This is a genomic window from Pedobacter sp. KH_004 (assembly GCF_057840755.1).
Genome location: NZ_CM174519.1, coordinates 2,680,215 through 2,699,851, shown reverse-complemented (window position 1 = coordinate 2,699,851; position 19,637 = coordinate 2,680,215). Strand labels below are relative to the sequence as shown.

The window sequence follows — 19,637 nt, the reverse complement described above, 5'->3', positions numbered from 1 at the left end:
CAGTACCATTCTACCAAAGTCAGTGGCCGTTTTCAGTCTGATACAAAAATCCTTTTTCATATCTAAAAATCGTTTACAGGTAATGAAATGCCCAAATCCTCTGTCTAGTAAGATGATGTTGTTCCCATCTGGGAAATCACTGAGACAATCGCTTAGCAGCGTCCGCTCTGAGTTTCTCATCGTACTTATTCTACTGGCGATAACCAGATTTGTATTTAAATCATAGAGCATGAATATTTGGGCCATGCATTTCTTCACACCCTTATTCTCAGAATGAATACCATAATGCTTTTTCATCGTACTGGATGCTGGTAATGCAACAGTTGATCCGTCACCAGCTATTAATTGGAATCCGTGCCAAAGCTTCATCTGGTGCTCCTGGTGAAAATCGACAACTATCCTGTTAAGTTCCTTAAAGAAGGAAATATCAATCTTATAGCGTGCAAGCGAAAATGCTGCACCGGAAACGGGACTCAATTTGAAAAAGGGTAACAGCATTGAAATATTATACTCCACAGATTCCTTGAAAAGATTCAGTATCATACAAACCACTACCGGAAATGTTAAACTCCTGTTTCTGCTGAAAAAGATTGGTTTGAGGAAATACTTTTCCGTGGAAGAATTATTGTGGATAAAGTCAAATGTTTTTTTTAGAAGAAACTTTATGTTTCTCCCCGCTTGTATTCTGGGATATTAAGCTCATTTTTCTTTTTCTTTTGTACAGTAAATTTACTAAAATCCTACCAATAAACATAGTGAAATTTGCTTAACTTAATAGCATTGAAGGCAGTCCATTAAGTCCGTTACTATCAAATGTTATCCTTCACGAACTTGATGCGAAGCTCGAAGCGCGTGGACACAGGTTCGTACGATATGCTGATGATTGCAGTATCTATTTAAGAAGCAGGAAATCAGCACATCGGGTAATGGCAGGTATTTCAGTATATCTGGAAGAGGGGCTGAAACTGAAGGTTAACATGGAGAAAAGTAAGGTCAGCAGACCGGGCCAAAGTAGTCTGCTTGGGTTTTCATTCTATGGCAGCAAAGAGGGATGGAAGATGCGAATTTCATCCAAATCTCTAAGCGCGATCAAAGAGAAAATAAGGGAGCAGACCAGGCGCAACCAACCCTTTCCATTACACCAACGGATATCGAAGCTTCAGGAAATCATTCGTGGTTGGGTTAACTACTTCTCTATTGCAAATGCAAAGGGGTACATGGTAAAACTGGACGAATTGACGAGAACCAGACTGCGGATTGTTCTTTGGAAGCAATGGAAGAGTATAACGGGCAGAGCGCGGAACTTAATGAAGATGGGTTTGGAAAAATCAAGGGCCTATCAGTTGGCCAACACCCGTAAGGGGTACTGTAAGACTGCAAACAGCCCAACATTACTTACAACCCTTGACAAGAAGTTTTTTATGAGGCTTGGACTTGACGGATTTGGTAATTATTACTATTGGAAAACGACACACCAAACGAAGTTATTCTAGCAAACCGCCGTATACCGATCGGTACGTACGGTGTGAGGAGACAGCAGGGAAACTAATTCCCTGCTTCTTACTCGATTATTGTTGCGCCAGGTTGATATTGATATTGTAAGACACCTTTACTGGAATGCCATGTTGTAACCCCGGGTTCCAATTGCGGCACTCGTTCAAAACACGGATGGCTTCTTCCCTGGTTCCATAACCCAGGTCGTTTTTAAACTTATAATTAGATAACTTCCCGTCTTTTTCGACAACAAAACTGATAAATAATTTCCCCGATATTTTATTTCTTAGGGCTTCAGATGGGTATTTAAAATTTCTGGATAAATATCTGTAGAATTCAGTTATTCCACCCGGATAATCTGGCTTCTCTTCTTCGGTTCTATACTTTTTTGTCTCTCCGTTTTCAAATGTTGCAATACCGTCAATAAAATATCCATTATTATACTTTTCAACATAGCTATCTTTACCTATTCTACCTTTCCACTCACCATCTTTGTAACCATTCACATAATCTCCTTCTTCACGTTTATTCAGATTAAAGTGTCCGTTGCCATCTTTTATAAATTGATTTCCCAGCGAATCGAAACCCGAAATCAATTTGAAAGCAGAACGTTTCTGTTTATCAGATTTACCAGCATCATCGTATAGAATAACTCTTGCCAACTGCCCATTGGCATAATATGATGATGATTCGCCAATTGGCTTACCATTCAGATAATTAATTTTTTCAATTAAAATTCCTTTTTTATTAAAGCGTTTAAGCTCTCCCTCATAAACCAGATTGGGTTCAAATTTAGATAGCTTGCCAATTGTTTTATCCGTATTATCTGCGTAAAACTCGTAAAGGTTATAAAATTTCGAACCAGAGTCTGGTTCTTGGATAACCCTTCTGTAATCGGCTGACTCATTGTTTTTTACAGGAACTCCATCTTTAAAATAATAAACGTTTGAACGTTTTTGACTAAATGCATAACATGATAATGCGGAGAGAAGCAGTAATAAGATTTTTTTTTTCATAATTCAGATTGATGATGCTAATATAGAAAACCTCTTTTCAAAATCAGTTTTCTTTTATTACATAGGAATTAATAAATTGTTACATTTGGAAGAATTGCTTTATCGAGCACAAATGATGCGGTAAGTTGTTTAATTTATAATATGCCCTTTATTAGATTAACTAAAATTGAAAGACGACGTGTTTTAACACTATTAGCCTGTTTATTTTTGGCTATAGCGGCTTGGCTCTTCATGGCATTGAATAACAAATACAATTACATTGCGAAAACGGTTATTGTATTCAAAAATAAACCTGCTAAAAGAGCTTTTTATCCTTTACAAACTGATACACTAGATTTAGAGGTGGAAGGCACAGGTTGGCAACTTGTCTTTGCCCGATTGAGGATAAGTCCGCCATCAATTTCAGTTAATTTGAGTCAACTAAACGCAAGGGACTTTGTAGTTCTATCCGATCAGCTTTATAATATTAATAAACAGGTAGGAAGTGCACAAAAGGTGATATCGGTAAAGCCGGATACCTTGTATTTCGATTTTACAAAACAGATCATCAAGAAGGTAAATATAAAATTGGTAAGTCAATTGGCATTTCATAAACAATATGGATTGGCAAGTGAGGTACTACTTAACCCAAAAACAGTAACTGTAGCCGGTCCACAAGAAGAATTGAGCAAAATTATTGCTTGGCCTACAGATACTTTAAAAATCAATAATTTACAAAACAGCACCACAGCTCGAATCGGTCTCCAACATAGTATTCATAAAAACGTAAGTATTTATCCGTCATCAACCGAAGTAAAACTTTCAGTTGATGAGTTTACTGAGAAGACTGTTGAGGTGTCGTTAAAGATATTAAATAACAGAAATTACAACAGCATTAAGCTTTATCCAAAGAAAGTTAAGGTAACGTTTTTGGTTGCCTTGGGCAGTTATGCACAAGTTGATGCAAATTTCATAACGGCAACCATTGATGTTGATGAATGGAAAAACCTCAAGCATCGCCAGTTTGCTGTAAAAATCACAGAGTTTCCCGATTATTGCAAATTAATTAGCGTAAGTCCATCGAAAATAGATTTTGTAGTAGAAAAATAATGTATAAAGTTGGGATTACAGGTGGAATTGGTAGTGGCAAAACAACCGTATGTAAGGTTTTCGATGTTTTAGGTGTCCCTATTTTTTATGCTGATACTGAAGCCAAAAATATGATGGTTGAAGATGATTTGCTTATTGAAGCTATAAAATTAACCTTTGGTGAGGAAAGTTATTTCGAAGACGGAAAGCTAAACAATAAACACATCGCAAGTATTGTGTTTAATAATGAAGCCGAATTAGCAAAGTTAAACGCCTTAGTTCATCCTGCGGTTTTTAGGGCTTTTGATAAGTGGGAAGCCAATGTGAATGCTAACGCTCCTTACACGTTAAAAGAAGCTGCCTTGCTTTTTGAAAGTGGTTCTTACAAAATGTGCGATACAACAATTCTGGTTACAGCGCCAACGGATGTGAAAATAAACCGTGTGATGCAACGCGATAATAGCACTGCAGAGCAAGTTAAAGCAAGGATGAACAAGCAGATGACTGATGACGAAAAAGCTAAAATGGCCAATCATTTTATAATGAATGATGAAACACATTCTATTATTGAACAAGTTCTTGCCCTACACAAAGAGTTTTTAAACCTGGCCGCCAATCCGCTTAGTTAATACTCATCTCAAATATTTTATCAAATCATTTCTTTAATAATATGTCTAATAACCTAAAATCCTGCCTTATCCTCAAATCCAACAAATCCTGGTCATGATTTTGGACGATTTTATCACCATCACGCCAACAGGTTTATATTGTGTTTATGGGGATTTTTATTTAGACCCGCAACAACCTGTAAATGATGCCGTGGTTTCTCATGCGCATGGCGACCACGCTATCGGTGGAAGTCAGAATGTTTACTGTACGGTTGCCACAGAAAGCTTTATGAAACATCGTTACCGTAAATTTGCGGCGGTAGATTTTCAGCTTAAAAAATACCATGAAACGTTTAAAATTAAGGATGTAGCCATTACATTTTATTCTGCAGGGCATATTTTGGGTTCAGCGCAGGTTTTAATGGAATATCAAAATGTAAAATACCTTTACACAGGAGATTATAAGATAGAGCCAGACGCTACTTGCGAGCCTTTCGAGTTTGTGAAAGCAGATGTTTTAATAACGGAAAGTACGTTCGCCAACCCTGAAACCAAGCACCCTTCTCCAATTGATGAGATTAAGAAACTGAACGAAACTTCAGCCAATATTATGCTGGGCGCCTATGCTTTAGGGAAAAGTCAGCGTATTATTCAGTTGTTAAGCGAACATTGTCCTACAAAAAATGTGATGGTCCACCATAGCATTATGCCCTTTGTTAAAATTTACGAAGACTTCGGGATGAAAATTGGTAACTATAAAATGTACGATAGAAAGGTGATGAAGAATAATCATGAGCATCAGGTTTATATTGTTCCACCAATGGTTTTTCACAGTTACCACAAGGCGATAAATGTTGTTCGGGCTTTTGCATCGGGTTGGAAGAATCTGCAACAACAAAATGGAATTTCTCTTTACATCTCCGATCATGCAGATTGGGATGCGATTTTAGAAACTATTGAAAAAGTACAACCAAAACAGGTTTGGACCTTGCATGGAGATGGCAATCAATTAAAAGAATATTTTGAGGGTAAGCTGGAGGTAAAAATACTAAACTAATGAGCAGGATTTTTATTATTTAAGGATTTCAAGATTATGATGATTGCAAACATTCACTCATTCAAAATTCAATCATTCACTCATTAATTATGAAAGAGGGCGAAGATTTTTATTTTAACGAAGACGGATTAATGGTGTTTACAGCGGCATATCATTTAAAACGTGGATATTGTTGTAAAAATAAATGCAAGCATTGTCCCTGGGGTTATGGGAACAAGAAAGAAAAAAAATAAATTTCTAGAAACGAACTCGATTGTAAATATCACTCAAAACTACCTCAAAACCCATTGAAACAAACGTAACCGTGTCTTCAATTTGTTTGAATTCTATCAGTTCCCAGTTTTGTTTTTCGTTTAAGTAAAAAGCCTCAACTGATATGGATTCAGAATCAACAAGGACATATTCTTTAAGCGTTGGAAATATCTTTATAAAGGTCGAATTTATGCCTTCTATCATAATCCCTTGTTGATGGAGAAAGTATTTCGATAATTACTGGGAGTTCAACAAAGCTTTCTTCATCAATATTACTTTGGTTTAAGCCACTACAATAAATTGAAATGTCAGGATAAGTGAATAAACCATCTGCGGTTATCTGGCTACGAACGTCGATGCCATAAGTGAGGCAAGGTTTACCTTTCAGTTTACCTTCAATTTCTAAAAACAAATTGGTGAAATCTCATTATGATTTGTGCTTGCGCCAGCCATTGAAAATATTTCGCCATGAAAATACTCATGCTTTTCTTGCGATGCCTTTTCCATCTCTAGATATTCTGCAACAGTAAAATGCCTCTTTTGTATTCTACATTTGGCTCATTTACAATTTTTTCCATACTCTAATGTGCCGAAAAATTTTCAGTTTGAGATTTATCTTAGGCCGAAAAATACTAATGAGAATGCCCGGCAAAGAAACCAATTAATGCTACGCCAATTCCCAGTAGAACAGCAATCATTTTTCGGGTGTTAATTTTATGGTCTGCGCTCGATTCGAATAAAATCGTAGTGGAAATGTGTAGGAAAATACCAATTACAATTCCCATGATTTTGTTGAAATAAGCATCGATACCTCCAATGGTTCCGTTACTCAAACCAACACTTACATAAAAGCCAAGCGGGGCCATCATGGCGAAAATTATCAAATACATGATGATGCTTCCTTTTTTGAAATGGTTTTGCATTAAAATGCTTGCCAAAGCAAATGCCGCTGGAATGTGGTGTAATGAGATTCCAAAAATAAGTTCGTTATGCTGATCTTTGGCAAGTGGCATACCCTCTAAAAAAGCATGCAGGCAAAGGCTAATCATAATTCCGAATGGAAAAACATTTCCATCGTGGTGTTTATGGATATGCCCGTGTTCTACACCCTCAGAAAACTGCTCTAAAAAAACCTGCAATAAGAAACCTACCAATATAAAAATACCAATCTCGCCTTTGTCGGGCCCGCTGTAAGCGTCGGGTATAAGGTGCAGAACTGTAATAGCAAATAGGTAAGAGCCACTGAAAGAAAGGATTAATTTCAGTAGTTTTGATTTATCACTTTTGACCAAAAAAATGGCCGAGCCGCCTAAAAAAGCGCAGAAAAAAAGTACGGCAAATTTCCAAGCTTCCATTAAAATTGGGGTTGTAATTTTTTAAATATTCTCGAACAGATAAAACCAATTAAAGTTCCCAATAGTGCACCTGTAGTTACATCTATCGGGTAATGAACGCCCACGTAAACTTGTGCAAAGCTAATTATTCCTGCCCAAAATATCCCAAGAGGCAAAATAGGCTTCCAGCGACTGTAAAATACGCAAATTAAAAACACAGCAATAGCAAAATGATTGGTAGCATGGGCTGAGGGAAAACTTAATCCACTGCCGCATGGCACCCGGTGAATAATATCATTTGCCAAACTGAAATCATTGCAGGGCCTTACCCGAGCCACAAACGGTTTTATTAAACGAGATGCGATCAGATCTCCTGTGGCGAAGGTAAAAAGTACCATTCCAATAATATAGTATCCGTGTTTTTTGTACTGCTTAATGCAGAAAATAATAATAAAAATATACAGCGGCGACCAAAAAAAACGATTGCGCATTAAAGGCATCAGCCAATCGAAAAAGCCATTAGAAAGCCCACGGTGGATTTTCATAAAAAGCTCAACATCAAATTGCTGTATGCTTTCTATCATGCCTTTTTACAAATTAAAATTAAACGATCGGAGTTGCATTCGTCGAATTTGTCGAGCGCATAACTGCCAAAAGCTTTTTGAACCACCAGGCCTGCTTTGGTTAACATACGCTCAAAATCTTCAAAACAAAAAGCTTGCACCCGTTCTTCGAAATTGTATGTTTTGCCCTTATCATCGAAATTTATTTTTTTGATAATCTTGCCTTCCACTACATTTTTAGTGATATTGAAGGCAATGCCATCAAGCGATTTAATTTCGCAATGATTTAAATTTCTGACGATTTTTTCAGTATTAAAATAGTCTATAACCAGAGTTCCATTGGTTTTTAAACATTTTCTAAACGTTTTAAGCGCATTAACATGGTCTTTCTCGGTGTCGAAATAACCGAAACTGGTAAATAAGTTTAAGGCAACATCAAAATAGTTGATATAAAACAGTTTGCGCATATCATGTACCAAAAAATGCAGTTTATTGTTTTCGAATTTCCTGGCGTATTTTATACTTTGTTCTGATAAATCGATTCCTGTAACATCAAAGCCTTTTTTATTGAGATAAATAGAATGCCTACCTTTCCCGCAAGCAATATCAAGCATTTTCGAATCGACCGCCGGACTAAGATATTCTGTTAACTTATCGATGAAAAATTCGGCTTCTGCATCGTTTCTTTGTTGATAAAGAATATGATAATATGGCGAATTAAACCAATATTGAAACCACTTACGTTGCATATAAAAAGCCTTTTTGTTTTGGAATTTGCAAACTTAGATAAAATTGAGATAAACAAAGTACATTAATTTCACAGCGAAGCAATTTATAATTTATCGATAAGGAGATTGGTCTTTATATTTTGGAAATCGGCGTTCACATTTTGTCGGGACCTGCAGCCCTGCCATTCGCTGTAACCCTCGTAGAAAAACTCCGGGCTGCCGCTGTTGTCAGGTTTAATAATAAAGGCTTGTAACTTTTTGGTATGAACCCACCCCCCAACCAATCCTTGAAGTTAAGGAGGGGAGCAGGGTAGAGCAAATAAAATTAGCACAGAATTAGGTTTCGGGTTAAAAGTATATGCTTTAAAAATTGGCTAACTTGCCCTTCTTTGGCTACTCCCCTCCTAACTTAGCAGGGGCAAGGGGGGGGTAAAACTAACCTCAGGATTACGGAATAATCTTTCTAAAACCGACTTAGTGGAAAACCCGCAATCCTGATTTTTTATCGGGAGCGGATTTGCAACGGGGGCGGAACTGCAGAAACCGATGCACGATTGCGCTTGCTTTCCAAAAAAATAAAAACCAATCACACGTTTGACTAAAACCTTAGCCGAATTTCTATTAAATATATCGTATAAATAGATATAAAAACAATGTAAATTAACATGCCAAGGCCGCCTAAAATAGCTGCTATCTTGTTTTTTTTCTTATTTTTGAGCCTTAAATAAAATACACAAAGTGACTTTAATAAAATCGATTTCAGGAATACGAGGAACCATTGGCGGACAAGCTGGAAACGGCTTAACACCGATAGATATAGTAAAATTTACAGCGGCTTTTGGTAGCTGGGTAGTACAAAAAACAGGAAACAAAAGAATCGTATTAGGTCGCGATGCACGTATTTCGGGCGAAATGGTGAACAATTTGGTTATTGGCACCCTTCAAGGATTAGGGATTGAGGTAATCGATTTAGGCCTTTCAACAACACCAACAGTAGAAGTTGCTGTTCCGGATGAACACGCAGGAGGAGGAATTATTTTAACCGCCAGCCATAACCCGAAACAATGGAATGCCCTGAAGTTGCTAAACGCGGATGGAGAATTTATCAGCGATTTAGATGGAAAAGAAGTGCTCGATTTAGCAGAAAGTGCAAGTTTCGAATTTGCTGAGGTGGATCAATTAGGTAAGGTTATTCAAAATAATACTTACCTGCAGAAACATATAGATAAGGTTTTAGCATTGCCATTGGTTGATGTAGATGCCATTAAAAAAGCCGATTTTAAGGTTGTTATTGATTGTGTAAATTCGACAGGCGGAATTTTTATTCCTGCTTTGTTAAAAGCCTTGGGCGTAACAAGAGTTACCGAATTATATTGCGATCCTAACGGTCACTTTCCACACAACCCTGAGCCGCTTCCTGAGAATTTAACTGAAATTTCAAAAGAGGTACAAAAGCAAAATGCCGATTTAGGTATTGTGGTTGATCCAGATGTGGACCGTTTATGTTTTGTAAATGAAGATGGAAGCATGTTTGGCGAGGAATATACATTAGTTGCCGTTGCCGATTACGTGTTAAAAAATACGCCAGGAAACACCGTTTCTAACCTTTCTTCCACACGGGCTTTACGAGATGTTACCGAGAAAGCTGGTTCGGAGTATAATGCATCAGCGGTCGGCGAGGTGAATGTAGTTAACAAAATGAAAGAAACCAATGCAATTATTGGCGGCGAAGGCAATGGCGGCATTATCTATCCAGAATCGCATTACGGCAGAGATGCTTTGGTTGGTATTGCATTATTTTTAACTCATTTAGCCAAATTTGGAAAATCAATTTCATTGTTGAGAAGCAGCTACCCACAATACCATATTTCAAAAAACAAAATTACCCTTACACCAGAAATGGATATCGATAATTTGTTAAAACAGGTTGAGGAAAAGTACAAAAACCAACCTTATAGCACTATCGATGGGTTAAAAATCGAATTCGATAAAACCTGGGTTCATTTGCGCAGATCTAATACCGAGCCAATTATCCGTATTTATAGCGAAGCGGAGAACGAAGCCACAGCAGAAAATTTAGCGAACAAAATTATTTCGGACATCAAAGAAATACTTAAATTAAACTAGTACATGAAAAGAGTTTATTTAGATAATGCAGCTACAACGCCATTGGATAAAGAGGTAATTGCTGAAATGACCAATGTAATGGAAAACCATTTTGGCAATCCATCTGCTATTCATGCATTAGGGAGAGAGGTTAGAACGCTCGTAGAGAAGGCTCGTAAAACGGTTTCTGGTCTTTTAGGTGCATCACCTTCCGAAATATTTTTCACTTCTGGAGGTACCGAAGCAGATAATACTGCTATCCGGTGTGGCATTTCTGCTTATGGAATTAAGCATGCCATCACTTCTAAAATAGAGCATCACGCGGTAGAACATACCTTAAATACGATGCTTAAAAATGGCGAAATTGATAAATTAAGTTTTGTAAATATTGATGAAAAAGGTAATGTAGATTATGCCCACCTGGAAGAGTTATTGCAAAACAATGATCGCACTTTTGTATCGCTAATGCATGCAAACAACGAATTGGGTACTTTAACCGATATGCTTAAAGTTGGCGATATCTGCGAAAAATATAACGCCATTTATCATGCCGATACAGTGCAAACCATGGGGCATTACGTACACAATGTGCGTGAATTAAAAGCCCATTTCATTGTATGTGCGGCACATAAGCTACATGGTCCCAAAGGGGTGGGTTTCTTGTATGTAAATAGCAACATCAAGATTCCACCGATGATTTATGGGGGAGCACAAGAGCGTAACATGCGTGGTGGTACCGAAAATGTTTACGGTATTGTTGGCCTGGCCAAAGCGTTGGAAATTGCCTATGCAGAAATGGCATTGCATCAAAGCCACATTCAGGGGTTAAAAGATTATCTAAAAGAACAATTGATTGCAGAGATTCCGGGAATTGGTTTCAACGGAGAAACAGATGCAGACAAGAGTCTTTATACCGTTTTAAATGTGTCATTTCCGGAAATGGACATGGCCGATATGTTGTTGTTTAATTTGGATATCAATGGAATTTGTGCCTCTGGCGGCAGCGCTTGTTCTTCAGGCTCGAACATTGGTTCTCACGTTTTAAATGGCATCAAAGCCGACCCAAATCGCCCATCAGTTCGCTTTTCTTTTAGTAAATATACTACCAAAGAGGAACTGGATTACGTTATTGATAAAGTTAAAATGGTGGTAAAGCAAAATGCTTTAGCCTAAAAATATCACTAACCAAATAGGAAACAGTCTCGGAGCAATTCGAGACTTTTTTTTGAGATTTTTTTTGAAAGCAAGTGCAACTCATTTATTAAGGTTAGTCCTGCTTTCTATACTAACCAAAGCAGAAAAAGCTTTTGGTTTCCACGGCAATCAGTATATTTAACATGGGTTTGGGTGGTTGGGAAAGGCATTAAATTTTCAAAACCGCTGCTGAAGCAGGACGGCAATGATATTTATAGCTTCAGTTCTAAGTTGGTTGCTTTTCATTACTGTTAACTTCACTCAACGACAATTTTTAAATCCCTTGCAAATCTCAAAAGAAAAACTTATATTTAATTAAGATAAAGGCTATCCACAAGCCAAGACACATGAGTTCCTTAACGAAACCTTATCAAATATCTCTTTAGGATAAGGTTAGGCAATTATAAAACAGCTTTGCAGAATTTTCTTAAAAAGAGAAACAAACGCATTTTTTGAAAATTGAATTCACCCTCAAAAGCAGCTAATGCTTTTATAAATTTATCGTTATGGAAAATCAAAAAACTAATGCTCAAGCAGCAAATACTGATAATCTGAACTCGTTAGACAGCAGAAAGCATATTTACAAATTCATTTTATCACCGTTTTCCTGACTTTGTCGCTATTTCTTCAGTCAATTCATAAACAATTGATTCGCTGTTATTTACAAAAAATGCATCACCAATTTGGGTGACGCAAAGCGATTAAGCGCTATATTTATGAATGTTTGTCCGAAAAAAAAGAATCGTTCTGGCACTACCAGCATCGTTGTAGCGGTAAAGATCCAGGGTAAATTTAAGGAAGTTAAGACCATCGGTGTATCCAGGGATGATTTGGAGATTGAACGCTTCTATAATGAAGCTAAGGTTTGGGCAGATAATCAGGTGAAAGGAGAAGATTTATTTAGGCGGCATACTCAGGATACTGAGGAAGCATATCTTACCAATCTGTTCCTCTCAAATATAGAAAATATCCTTCATAATGGTGCTCAGCTCATATTAAATAGAGTCTATGAATCTATCGGCTTTGATACTATAGATGATTATATCTTGAGACAACTGGTTATCTCAAGATTAACTCAACCGATGAGTAAATCCGCAACCATTGAATATCTAAAATCACATTTTGATGAGGATCTTCAGCTCGGTAAAATTTACCGATATATGGACAAGCTCTATAATGCCCAGCAGGAATCTATTCAAAAAATCAGCGTTGAGCATACCAGAAAGATTCTTGGAGGTAAGATCGGTTTAATGTTCTATGACGTAACCACACTATATTTTGAATCAGATTACGGGGATGGTTTCAGGGAACCCGGCTTCTCCAAAGATGGTAAGCATAGTCAACCACAGATAGTTTTAGGGTTGTTAGTTAGTCAGGATGGCTATCCATTATCATATTCGATGTTCAATGGAACGCAATACGAAGGGCATACAATGATTCCGATTGTAGATGATTTTGTAAGGCGTTTCAAACTGGATGATTTTGTATTGGTCGCTGATTCTGGTCTTATAAATAAGAAGAATATAGATTTTCTAAAGGCACATGGATATAAATATATCATAGGTGCCAGGATAAAAAATGCAAATAAGGTTCAAAAAGATTGGATACTTTCACTACAAAAGGTCGAAGGTAATTTTAATGAAACTCCCGTTGGACAAGGTAGATTGATAGTGGGTTATTCGGAAAAGCGTGCAAAAAAAGATGCTTATAATAGGATCAAGGGAATTAGTCGACTGGAAAAAGCTTTTAGGGCAGGCACCATTTCTAAGGAAAATATAAATAAGCGTGGCTATAACAAGTTCCTGGTGATATCAAAAGATGTGCAGGTGAGCATTGACAAAAGCAATGTTGAGGAGGATGCAAAATGGGATGGATTGAAAGGATACATCACCAATACGGACCTTCCTGCAGCAGAGGTATATGATCAGTATAGCAGTTTATGGCAGGTAGAAAGAGCTTTCAGAATTACCAAAGGGACGGTTGAAATGAGACCGATGTTCCATTTCACACCTAAACGAATAGAAGCCCATGTATGCATCTGTTTTGTTGCTTATAAAGTCTACAAAGAACTTGAACGCATATTAAATGAAAATCACTATAAAATAAGTGTGGACAAAGTCTTGGAAATCGCTAAAACCATTACTACGCTAAAAATAAAATTGCCTCAAAGTGGGAGAACCATCAATAAAACAATGATTATTACTGAAAGGCAAAAGGAAATTGAGTTGTTATTTTCAGACGACTTTTGGAAAACTCAATTTGGGTGACGCATTGGCGAAGTCAGGAGCAGCTAATGCTTTTATAAATTTATCGTTATGGAAAATCAAAAAACTAATGCTCAAGCAGCAAATACTGATAATCTGAACTCGTTAGACAGCAGAAAGCATATTTACAAATTCATTTTATCACCGTTTTCATTCGAGTCATCCCATCATTTTAACAAAATTCATAAACGAAAATTCAATTCTTTTGGTTGTATTCACGAGTTGAGAAAGCTGTCAGGCTCAATGCTGTAAGTTCAAATTTAAAGCGAATAAGACTTTTCCATGGAAACGAGTGGGTATATTGTGTCAGAATGATTCCTTAAGGTATTAAAAAAAACAATATTCTATTTTCGCTTGTTGCTTTAGTATATCAATTTGAAATACTATGGAAACTAATAAAGAAAAGGGAAAAGTTATTCAGAATGACTTACTAGATAAAGAAGTTGAAGATGTAAGAGAGCATGATTCTCTTGACAATAATAAATCTTCTAAACAGGCTACGAATTTATTCGAAAAGGATAAAAACCGAAAGAACAATGCATTTGGACCAGGTCATGAGCCAGGTACTACACCGGGTTCTGGCATTTAGAGCATTGGTATTTCGGGTATAAATTTTTAAATTTAAGCCACAGCATTTGTTGTGGCTTTTTATGTTGATTAAAAAATGGAAAGAAGAAATTTTATTAAAAATTCTGCATTGGCAATGGCCTTGCTCTCAATTTATAAAACAGATGTTTTTGCTCAGCAAGAGATGTTGCGGGCGTATAACTTCAAGCCATTGAGAAACAACGTCGGTATTTTCACCGAGCAGGGCGGAACTATCGGCTGGTTAAATTCATCAAATGGCTTTGTTGTTGTTGATGCACAGTTTCCAACATCGGCACCGCATGTTATCGAAGAATTGAAAAAACTTGGCGAAAAACCTTTTAAATATTTAATCAACACGCACCATCATAGCGACCATACTGCGGGTAACATCGCTTTCAAAGGTTTGGCGGAAAAAGTCGTGGCGCATCAAAACTCGCTTGTTAATCAGAAAAGAGGGGCAGAGAAAGCAAATAGTTTAGATAAACAATTATTGCCAGATACTACATTCGGTATCGGCTGGAAAGCACCTGTAGGCGATGAAAAGATTAGCGCTTACTACTATGGTTCTGCCCATACAAATGGCGACGCTGTTTACCATTTTGAAAATGCAAACATCGTTCATGTCGGCGACCTGGTTTCCAATAGAAAATACCCTTATATCGATAGAGAAAATGGTGCTCATATCGGCAATTGGGTTACCGCTTTAGAAAAAATACATAATCAGTTTGATAACGATACCTTATTTATCTTTGGCCATAGCCGTGAGCCAGAAAAAGTTACTGGAAACAAAGCTGATATCAAGGCATTTCAAAATTATCTTCAAAATTTGCTGAGTTTTGTCGGCGCTGAAATAAAGGCAGGTAAATCAAAAGAAGATATATTAAAAGCAACTGCAATACCAAATGCTACGGAATGGCAAGGCGAAGGTATTCAAAGGAGTTTAACAGCTGCTTATGATGAGCTAAAAGGCGTTTAAATTTTTGCCGTAGATCTGCGATGTTTTAAAATTGACCTACAAATCTGCGGCTTCATTTTGCCAAATCTTTTTCCAATTTATAAACATTCTATATTTGAAAAATAAGGAGATAGCCATTTGTTAACTACTTAAAGCTACCTCTTATCTGTTATATTTGTCTATACAAATCCAATATCAGATATGGATGATTTTTTAGCGGCACGTTCGCAAATGGCTCTTTCCCTGGGCTTTCATATTATTTTTTCTTGTATCGGAATGGTGATGCCATTTTTTATGGCGGTTTCTCACTATAAGTGGCTACGAACTAATCAGGAAGTTTACAAAAACCTCACAAAAGCCTGGAGTAAGGGAGTTGCCATCTTTTTTGCCACCGGTGCGGTGTCTGGCACGATGTTATCATTTGAGCTGGGCTTGTTATGGCCAAGGTTTATGGAACACGCAGGGCCTATTTTCGGGATGCCCTTCTCTCTGGAAGGTACTGCATTTTTTATCGAAGCCATTGCGTTAGGCTTTTTTCTTTATGGCTGGAACAAGCTAAACAAATGGTTTCATTGGTTTACGGGGGTAGTTGTTGGTGTTAGCGGCCTGGCTTCAGGGATATTGGTTGTTGCTGCAAATGCCTGGATGAACAGCCCTGCAGGATTCGATTTTGTAAACGGCAGGTACTTGAATATCGATCCTATACAAGCTATGTTTAACAAGGCATGGTTTTCGCAAGCCTTGCATATGTGTTTAGCTGCTTTTACGGCTACAGGTTTTGCGGTGGCCGGCGTCCACGCACTTATGATTTTGCGGAATAAAAACAGAGATTTTCATTTCAAAGCATTTAAAATCGCGGCTGTTTTTGCTTGTATTGGAGCTATATTGCAACCTTTGAGTGGAGATATTTCTGCAAAAGATGTAGCTGAAAGACAGCCTGCAAAACTTGCCGCAATGGAAGCGCTTTATAAAACAGAAAAACCAGCGCCGCTATTAATCGGAGGAATTGTTAACGAAAAAGATAAAACTGTAAAGGGAGCGATAAAAATACCCGGTGCACTCAGTTTCCTGGCGCATGGCGATTTCCATGCAGAGGTTAAGGGCTTAGATCAAATTCCTAAAAATGAACATCCACCGGTCGCGATTACGCATTATGCCTTTCAAATTATGGTGGGTATCGGTACGCTCTTAGCTCTTATTTCAGCGATCTTCTTTATCAATATCATCAGAAAACGATCAGTTATAGATAAGCGCTGGCTGCTTAAACTCTTTGTAGCATCTATTCCTTTGGGCTACATCGCCTTAGAAGCTGGCTGGGTGGTAACTGAAGTGGGAAGACAACCATGGATTATTTATGGAATCATGCGTACGAAAGATGCCGTTACGCCTATGCCCGGTATTGCTTATTCATTTTACATTTTCTCAGCAATTTATATCTCGTTAAGCATTGTAGTTACTTTTCTCCTTTATAGGCAGATTAAAATGGTGCCCGTTGTTTACGATAAATCTGATAGCCACGATTTGAAATCATAATATGGAATATGTTGTAGTTACTTTCTTATGTCTGGCTATTTTGCTGTACTTCTTATTGGGAGGTGCTGATTTTGGCGCCGGGATTATCGAGCTCTTTACCTCTACGAAGAATAGAAGCCGAACCAGGAAAACAATGTATCAGGCCATTGGTCCCGTTTGGGAGGCAAATCACATGTGGCTGATCATTGCAATTGTGATTCTATTTGTGGGTTTTCCATACATTTATACCACCATGTCTGTGCATCTCCATATTCCATTGTTAATCATGCTCATTGGAATTATTGCCCGTGGTACGGCCTTTGTATTCCGTCATTACGATGCAATTAAGGATGACATGCAATGGCTTTACAATCGAATTTTCAGGTACTCCAGTTTCATCACGCCTTTATTTTTAGGAATCATCGCGGGCAGTGTAATTTCTGGCCACATTGATCTTGATGCCAAAGATTTTTTAACAGCCTACGTTTGGAGTTGGTTAAATTGGTTCTCTATATCCGTCGGCTTATTTACTGTGGCCTTATGCGGATTCCTTGCAGCCATTTACCTGATTGGTGAAACTGATGATGAACAAGATAAGCGAAGGTTTATTAAAAAAGCAGAGTACATGAATATTGCTGCCGTCGTATTTGGGGCAATGGTTTTTATTGCAGCACAGTTTGATGGGATTCCACTAATCGATTGGGTTTTCAAAAATACAGTTGGTCTTGCTTCTATCATTTTGGCAAGTCTGTCACTCATTTTATTATGGTATCTTCTAATAAAAGGAGAAACAAAAACGTTAAGGATTTTAGCCGGCTTTCAGGTAACAATGATTTTGTTAGCCATTAGTTATGCACACTTTCCGAATTTTATACTCTTGAAAAATGGTGACGCCATTTCGTTATTTGAGGCGATTGGCCCGCCAAAAACGATTTATAGTTTGGGCGTAGCCTTATTGTTAGGTAGCATTTTAATTTTGCCGTTTCTGGGTTATTTGTTTTATAAATTTAAGAAAAAAGAGGAGTAGTGGTTGTCTCTCCATTACCACGTATAAACCTTTCTCTAACGATTTAATTTGAAAAGCACTTGTAGTAGTTCTTCGGTTCCGAAAGTCCCGCTATCGTTCCAATCTTTTTTAACTTCAGTCAGCTTGCAACCATTCGTTAATGCTACAGGAGAATGACGAAGCAATAGTTTGAGTACGGGCTACAAAAAAGTATTTACACTTTATCGGGTTATGCTTAACGGCAATGCATTAACACATCCATCAAAGAAAAAGAGCATCCATTTCTGAATGCTCTCTTGATCTATTATTTGCTTACAACCCCCCTTTTCTGGTAGCTTTTCTTGCTTCGGGCCAGGTAACTTGTTTTCCCGTACGCTCGTTTACTGGTAAATCTGTTGCTTTCTCTGTCGAAGTTTTTTCAGGATCTTCACAAGCCATATAAACCATAATCGCAGCTAGAATTACATTGCTTCGAATTTCGTCGAAAACCAATTTGTCGTAGCTATCGCGATTGGTGTGCCAGGTGTAAGTTCCGTAATCCCAGCTTGTAGAGCTTAGCGAATAACCCAATGCTCCTGCAGCTACAAAAGATGCAAAATCAGAACCACCTGCTCCAGGCATCCCAGGGAAACTGGTTTTAATCTGATTTTTAATAGTATCCGGTACAGCCGCTAACCAACGGGTAATGTAATCTCTGGATTTTGCAAAACCTTGGCCACCTATATTAACCACACGGCCTGTGCCATTATCCTGATTGAATAGAGCCTGCAAATTACCAACAACTTCCGGATGATCTTCTACAAAAGCTCTCGAGCCATTTAATCCTTGTTCTTCACTTCCCCAATGGCCAACCAAAATGGTGCGTTTCGGATTTGGATAAAGTTTCTTCAAAATGCGCATCGCTTCCATCATCATAATTGTTCCAGAACCGTTATCGGTTGCACCGCTGGCACCATCCCACGAATCGAAGTGGGCCGACAGCATCACATATTCTTTTGGCTTTTGCTTGCCTTTAATTTCTGCAATGGTATTGAATGTTGGTACTACACCATTTTCCTTCGATTCAGACTCAATTTTTAACATAGGCTTATTCCCACTTTGTGCTAAACGATAAACTAAACCATAATCTTCAACCGATAAATCTAAAGTTGGGATTTTTGTAGTATTGGCGCCGAAAATTTTATCTACACCAAAACCTTGCGACCAATTATTGATGATAATTCCTGCAGCCCCTGCATTTTCGATAGCAAGTGCCAGTGCTTTTGCATTTAGCCCTGTTTTAGCGATGCCTGCTGCAAATGTCTTTAATGCTTCTGCTTTTTCCTTTTTATATTTTTCGAATAAATCTTTTGTTGCAAATTCTTCCCAGTTTTTCTCTGGTCTGCCAGAAATTTGATTCATAGAAATGAGAACCAATTTCCCTTTTGCGTTTGGTAACCATTTTTGAAAGGAAACAGAATCAGTAATTGCAGGCAGAATAATGGCTTCGGCATTGATCGCCTTTCCATTGGTAGATGGACTCCAGGCTAATTGCGTGCCTTCTAGAGTTCTTAACCGCGGACTTACCAAATCGATATGCGTAACACCTCTTTCCCATCCACGCCATTCGCCCCATTTTTCATTTTTGGCAGAAATTCCCCAATCGCTGTATTTCTTTACCGCCCAATCATTCGCTTGTTTCATTTGCGGTGAACCCACTAAACGCGGCCCAACAACATCTAAAAGCTCATGCGCTAATTTTTCTAATTGTGAGTTCTCATTTACTTCTTTTACAATGTTGTCGATTAACTTTTTGTCTTGTGCAAAAGCAAAAGAGGAAGTGAAGAGTAGTAATGTTGGCAACAGTAGTTTTTTATTCATCTGTATATATTTATTTTTTAGGTTGTCAGATG

The 19,637-nt window shown here is 37.7% G+C and carries 18 protein-coding genes and 1 pseudogene; 12 read left to right on the top strand and 7 right to left on the bottom strand.

Annotated features, from left to right (window positions below; all coding sequences use genetic code 11):
* Nucleotides 1–24 precede the first annotated feature (24 nt).
* Nucleotides 25–369 (bottom strand): annotated as a pseudogene (locus AC3ITD_RS11635) (transposase); the annotation flags it as partial.
* Between the two features lie 410 nt (nucleotides 370–779).
* Here AC3ITD_RS11635 and AC3ITD_RS11630 point away from each other — a divergent pair.
* Nucleotides 780–1,493 carry a group II intron maturase-specific domain-containing protein gene (locus AC3ITD_RS11630; RefSeq protein ID WP_489366670.1) on the top strand — a complete coding sequence of 238 codons (714 nt, stop codon included), beginning with the start codon at nucleotides 780–782 and terminating at the stop codon, nucleotides 1,491–1,493.
* 75 nt (nucleotides 1,494–1,568) lie between these two features.
* Here AC3ITD_RS11630 and AC3ITD_RS11625 read toward each other — a convergent pair whose 3' ends face one another.
* Nucleotides 1,569–2,510 (bottom strand): energy transducer TonB, encoded by a 942-nt coding sequence (locus AC3ITD_RS11625; RefSeq protein ID WP_489366573.1) that lies wholly within the window; start codon nucleotides 2,508–2,510, stop codon nucleotides 1,569–1,571.
* Nucleotides 2,511–2,651: 141 nt separating this feature from the next.
* On the opposite strand from AC3ITD_RS11625, the gene AC3ITD_RS11620 reads away from it, so the two are divergent.
* The 4 genes from AC3ITD_RS11620 to AC3ITD_RS11605 all read left to right on the top strand — a co-directional run bounded on the left by AC3ITD_RS11620 (nucleotide 2,652) and on the right by AC3ITD_RS11605 (nucleotide 5,476).
* A complete protein-coding gene (locus tag AC3ITD_RS11620) occupies nucleotides 2,652–3,599 on the top strand; it encodes a YbbR-like domain-containing protein (protein ID WP_489366571.1) in 948 nt (315 codons plus the stop codon).
* Nucleotides 3,599–4,207, top strand: coding sequence for a dephospho-CoA kinase (coaE, locus tag AC3ITD_RS11615; RefSeq protein WP_489366569.1), 609 nt, complete (start codon nucleotides 3,599–3,601; stop codon nucleotides 4,205–4,207). Before AC3ITD_RS11620 ends, coaE begins: the two co-directional genes overlap by 1 nt.
* 94 nt (nucleotides 4,208–4,301) lie before the next feature.
* Nucleotides 4,302–5,243, top strand: coding sequence for an exonuclease (locus AC3ITD_RS11610; RefSeq protein WP_489366567.1), 942 nt, complete (start codon nucleotides 4,302–4,304; stop codon nucleotides 5,241–5,243).
* Nucleotides 5,244–5,332: 89 nt separating this feature from the next.
* Nucleotides 5,333–5,476, top strand: coding sequence for a C1orf53 family protein (locus tag AC3ITD_RS11605; protein ID WP_489366565.1), 144 nt, complete (start codon nucleotides 5,333–5,335; stop codon nucleotides 5,474–5,476).
* Nucleotides 5,477–5,649: 173 nt separating this feature from the next.
* On the opposite strand, the gene AC3ITD_RS11600 is transcribed toward AC3ITD_RS11605, so the two are convergent.
* From AC3ITD_RS11600 to AC3ITD_RS11585, 4 genes are all read right to left on the bottom strand, one after another.
* Entirely contained in the window at nucleotides 5,650–5,907 is a 258-nt protein-coding gene (locus tag AC3ITD_RS11600; RefSeq protein WP_489366563.1) for a Uma2 family endonuclease, read from the bottom strand.
* A gap of 220 nt (nucleotides 5,908–6,127) precedes the next feature.
* Nucleotides 6,128–6,850 carry a ZIP family metal transporter gene (locus AC3ITD_RS11595; RefSeq protein WP_489366561.1) on the bottom strand — a complete coding sequence of 241 codons (723 nt, stop codon included), beginning with the start codon at nucleotides 6,848–6,850 and terminating at the stop codon, nucleotides 6,128–6,130.
* A complete protein-coding gene (locus tag AC3ITD_RS11590) occupies nucleotides 6,850–7,413 on the bottom strand; it encodes a phosphatase PAP2 family protein (protein ID WP_265799787.1) in 564 nt (187 codons plus the stop codon). Before AC3ITD_RS11590 ends, AC3ITD_RS11595 begins: the two co-directional genes overlap by 1 nt.
* Complete coding sequence (locus tag AC3ITD_RS11585; RefSeq protein WP_265799786.1) at nucleotides 7,410–8,141, bottom strand: class I SAM-dependent methyltransferase; 732 nt, start codon at nucleotides 8,139–8,141, stop codon at nucleotides 7,410–7,412. The genes AC3ITD_RS11590 and AC3ITD_RS11585 overlap by 4 nt, the downstream gene beginning before the upstream one ends.
* Nucleotides 8,142–8,858: 717 nt before the next feature.
* Between AC3ITD_RS11585 and glmM the strand changes: the two genes are divergently transcribed.
* From glmM to AC3ITD_RS11550, 7 genes are all read left to right on the top strand, one after another.
* On the top strand, nucleotides 8,859–10,247 hold the full coding sequence (glmM, locus tag AC3ITD_RS11580; RefSeq protein WP_265799785.1) for a phosphoglucosamine mutase: 1,389 nt from the start codon (nucleotides 8,859–8,861) through the stop codon (nucleotides 10,245–10,247).
* A 3-nt stretch (nucleotides 10,248–10,250) separates the two neighbouring features.
* Entirely contained in the window at nucleotides 10,251–11,399 is a 1,149-nt protein-coding gene (locus tag AC3ITD_RS11575; RefSeq protein ID WP_265799784.1) for a cysteine desulfurase family protein, read from the top strand.
* 737 nt (nucleotides 11,400–12,136) lie between these two features.
* Entirely contained in the window at nucleotides 12,137–13,687 is a 1,551-nt protein-coding gene (locus AC3ITD_RS11570; protein ID WP_489361489.1) for an IS1634 family transposase, read from the top strand.
* A 382-nt stretch (nucleotides 13,688–14,069) separates the two neighbouring features.
* Nucleotides 14,070–14,273, top strand: a complete 204-nt coding sequence (locus AC3ITD_RS11565) for a hypothetical protein (protein WP_056851293.1) — start codon at nucleotides 14,070–14,072, stop codon at nucleotides 14,271–14,273.
* Between the two features lie 75 nt (nucleotides 14,274–14,348).
* Nucleotides 14,349–15,248 (top strand): MBL fold metallo-hydrolase, encoded by a 900-nt coding sequence (locus tag AC3ITD_RS11560; protein WP_265799781.1) that lies wholly within the window; start codon nucleotides 14,349–14,351, stop codon nucleotides 15,246–15,248.
* Nucleotides 15,249–15,428: 180 nt separating this feature from the next.
* Nucleotides 15,429–16,760, top strand: coding sequence for a cytochrome ubiquinol oxidase subunit I (locus tag AC3ITD_RS11555; RefSeq protein ID WP_489366556.1), 1,332 nt, complete (start codon nucleotides 15,429–15,431; stop codon nucleotides 16,758–16,760).
* Nucleotide 16,761: 1 nt separating this feature from the next.
* Nucleotides 16,762–17,766: a cytochrome d ubiquinol oxidase subunit II gene (locus tag AC3ITD_RS11550; protein WP_265799778.1), complete on the top strand. Its 1,005-nt coding sequence runs from the start codon at nucleotides 16,762–16,764 to the stop codon at nucleotides 17,764–17,766.
* Nucleotides 17,767–18,057: 291 nt separating this feature from the next.
* Here AC3ITD_RS11550 and AC3ITD_RS11545 read toward each other — a convergent pair whose 3' ends face one another.
* Nucleotides 18,058–19,605 (bottom strand): M20/M25/M40 family metallo-hydrolase, encoded by a 1,548-nt coding sequence (locus tag AC3ITD_RS11545; RefSeq protein ID WP_489366553.1) that lies wholly within the window; start codon nucleotides 19,603–19,605, stop codon nucleotides 18,058–18,060.
* Nucleotides 19,606–19,637 lie beyond the last annotated feature (32 nt).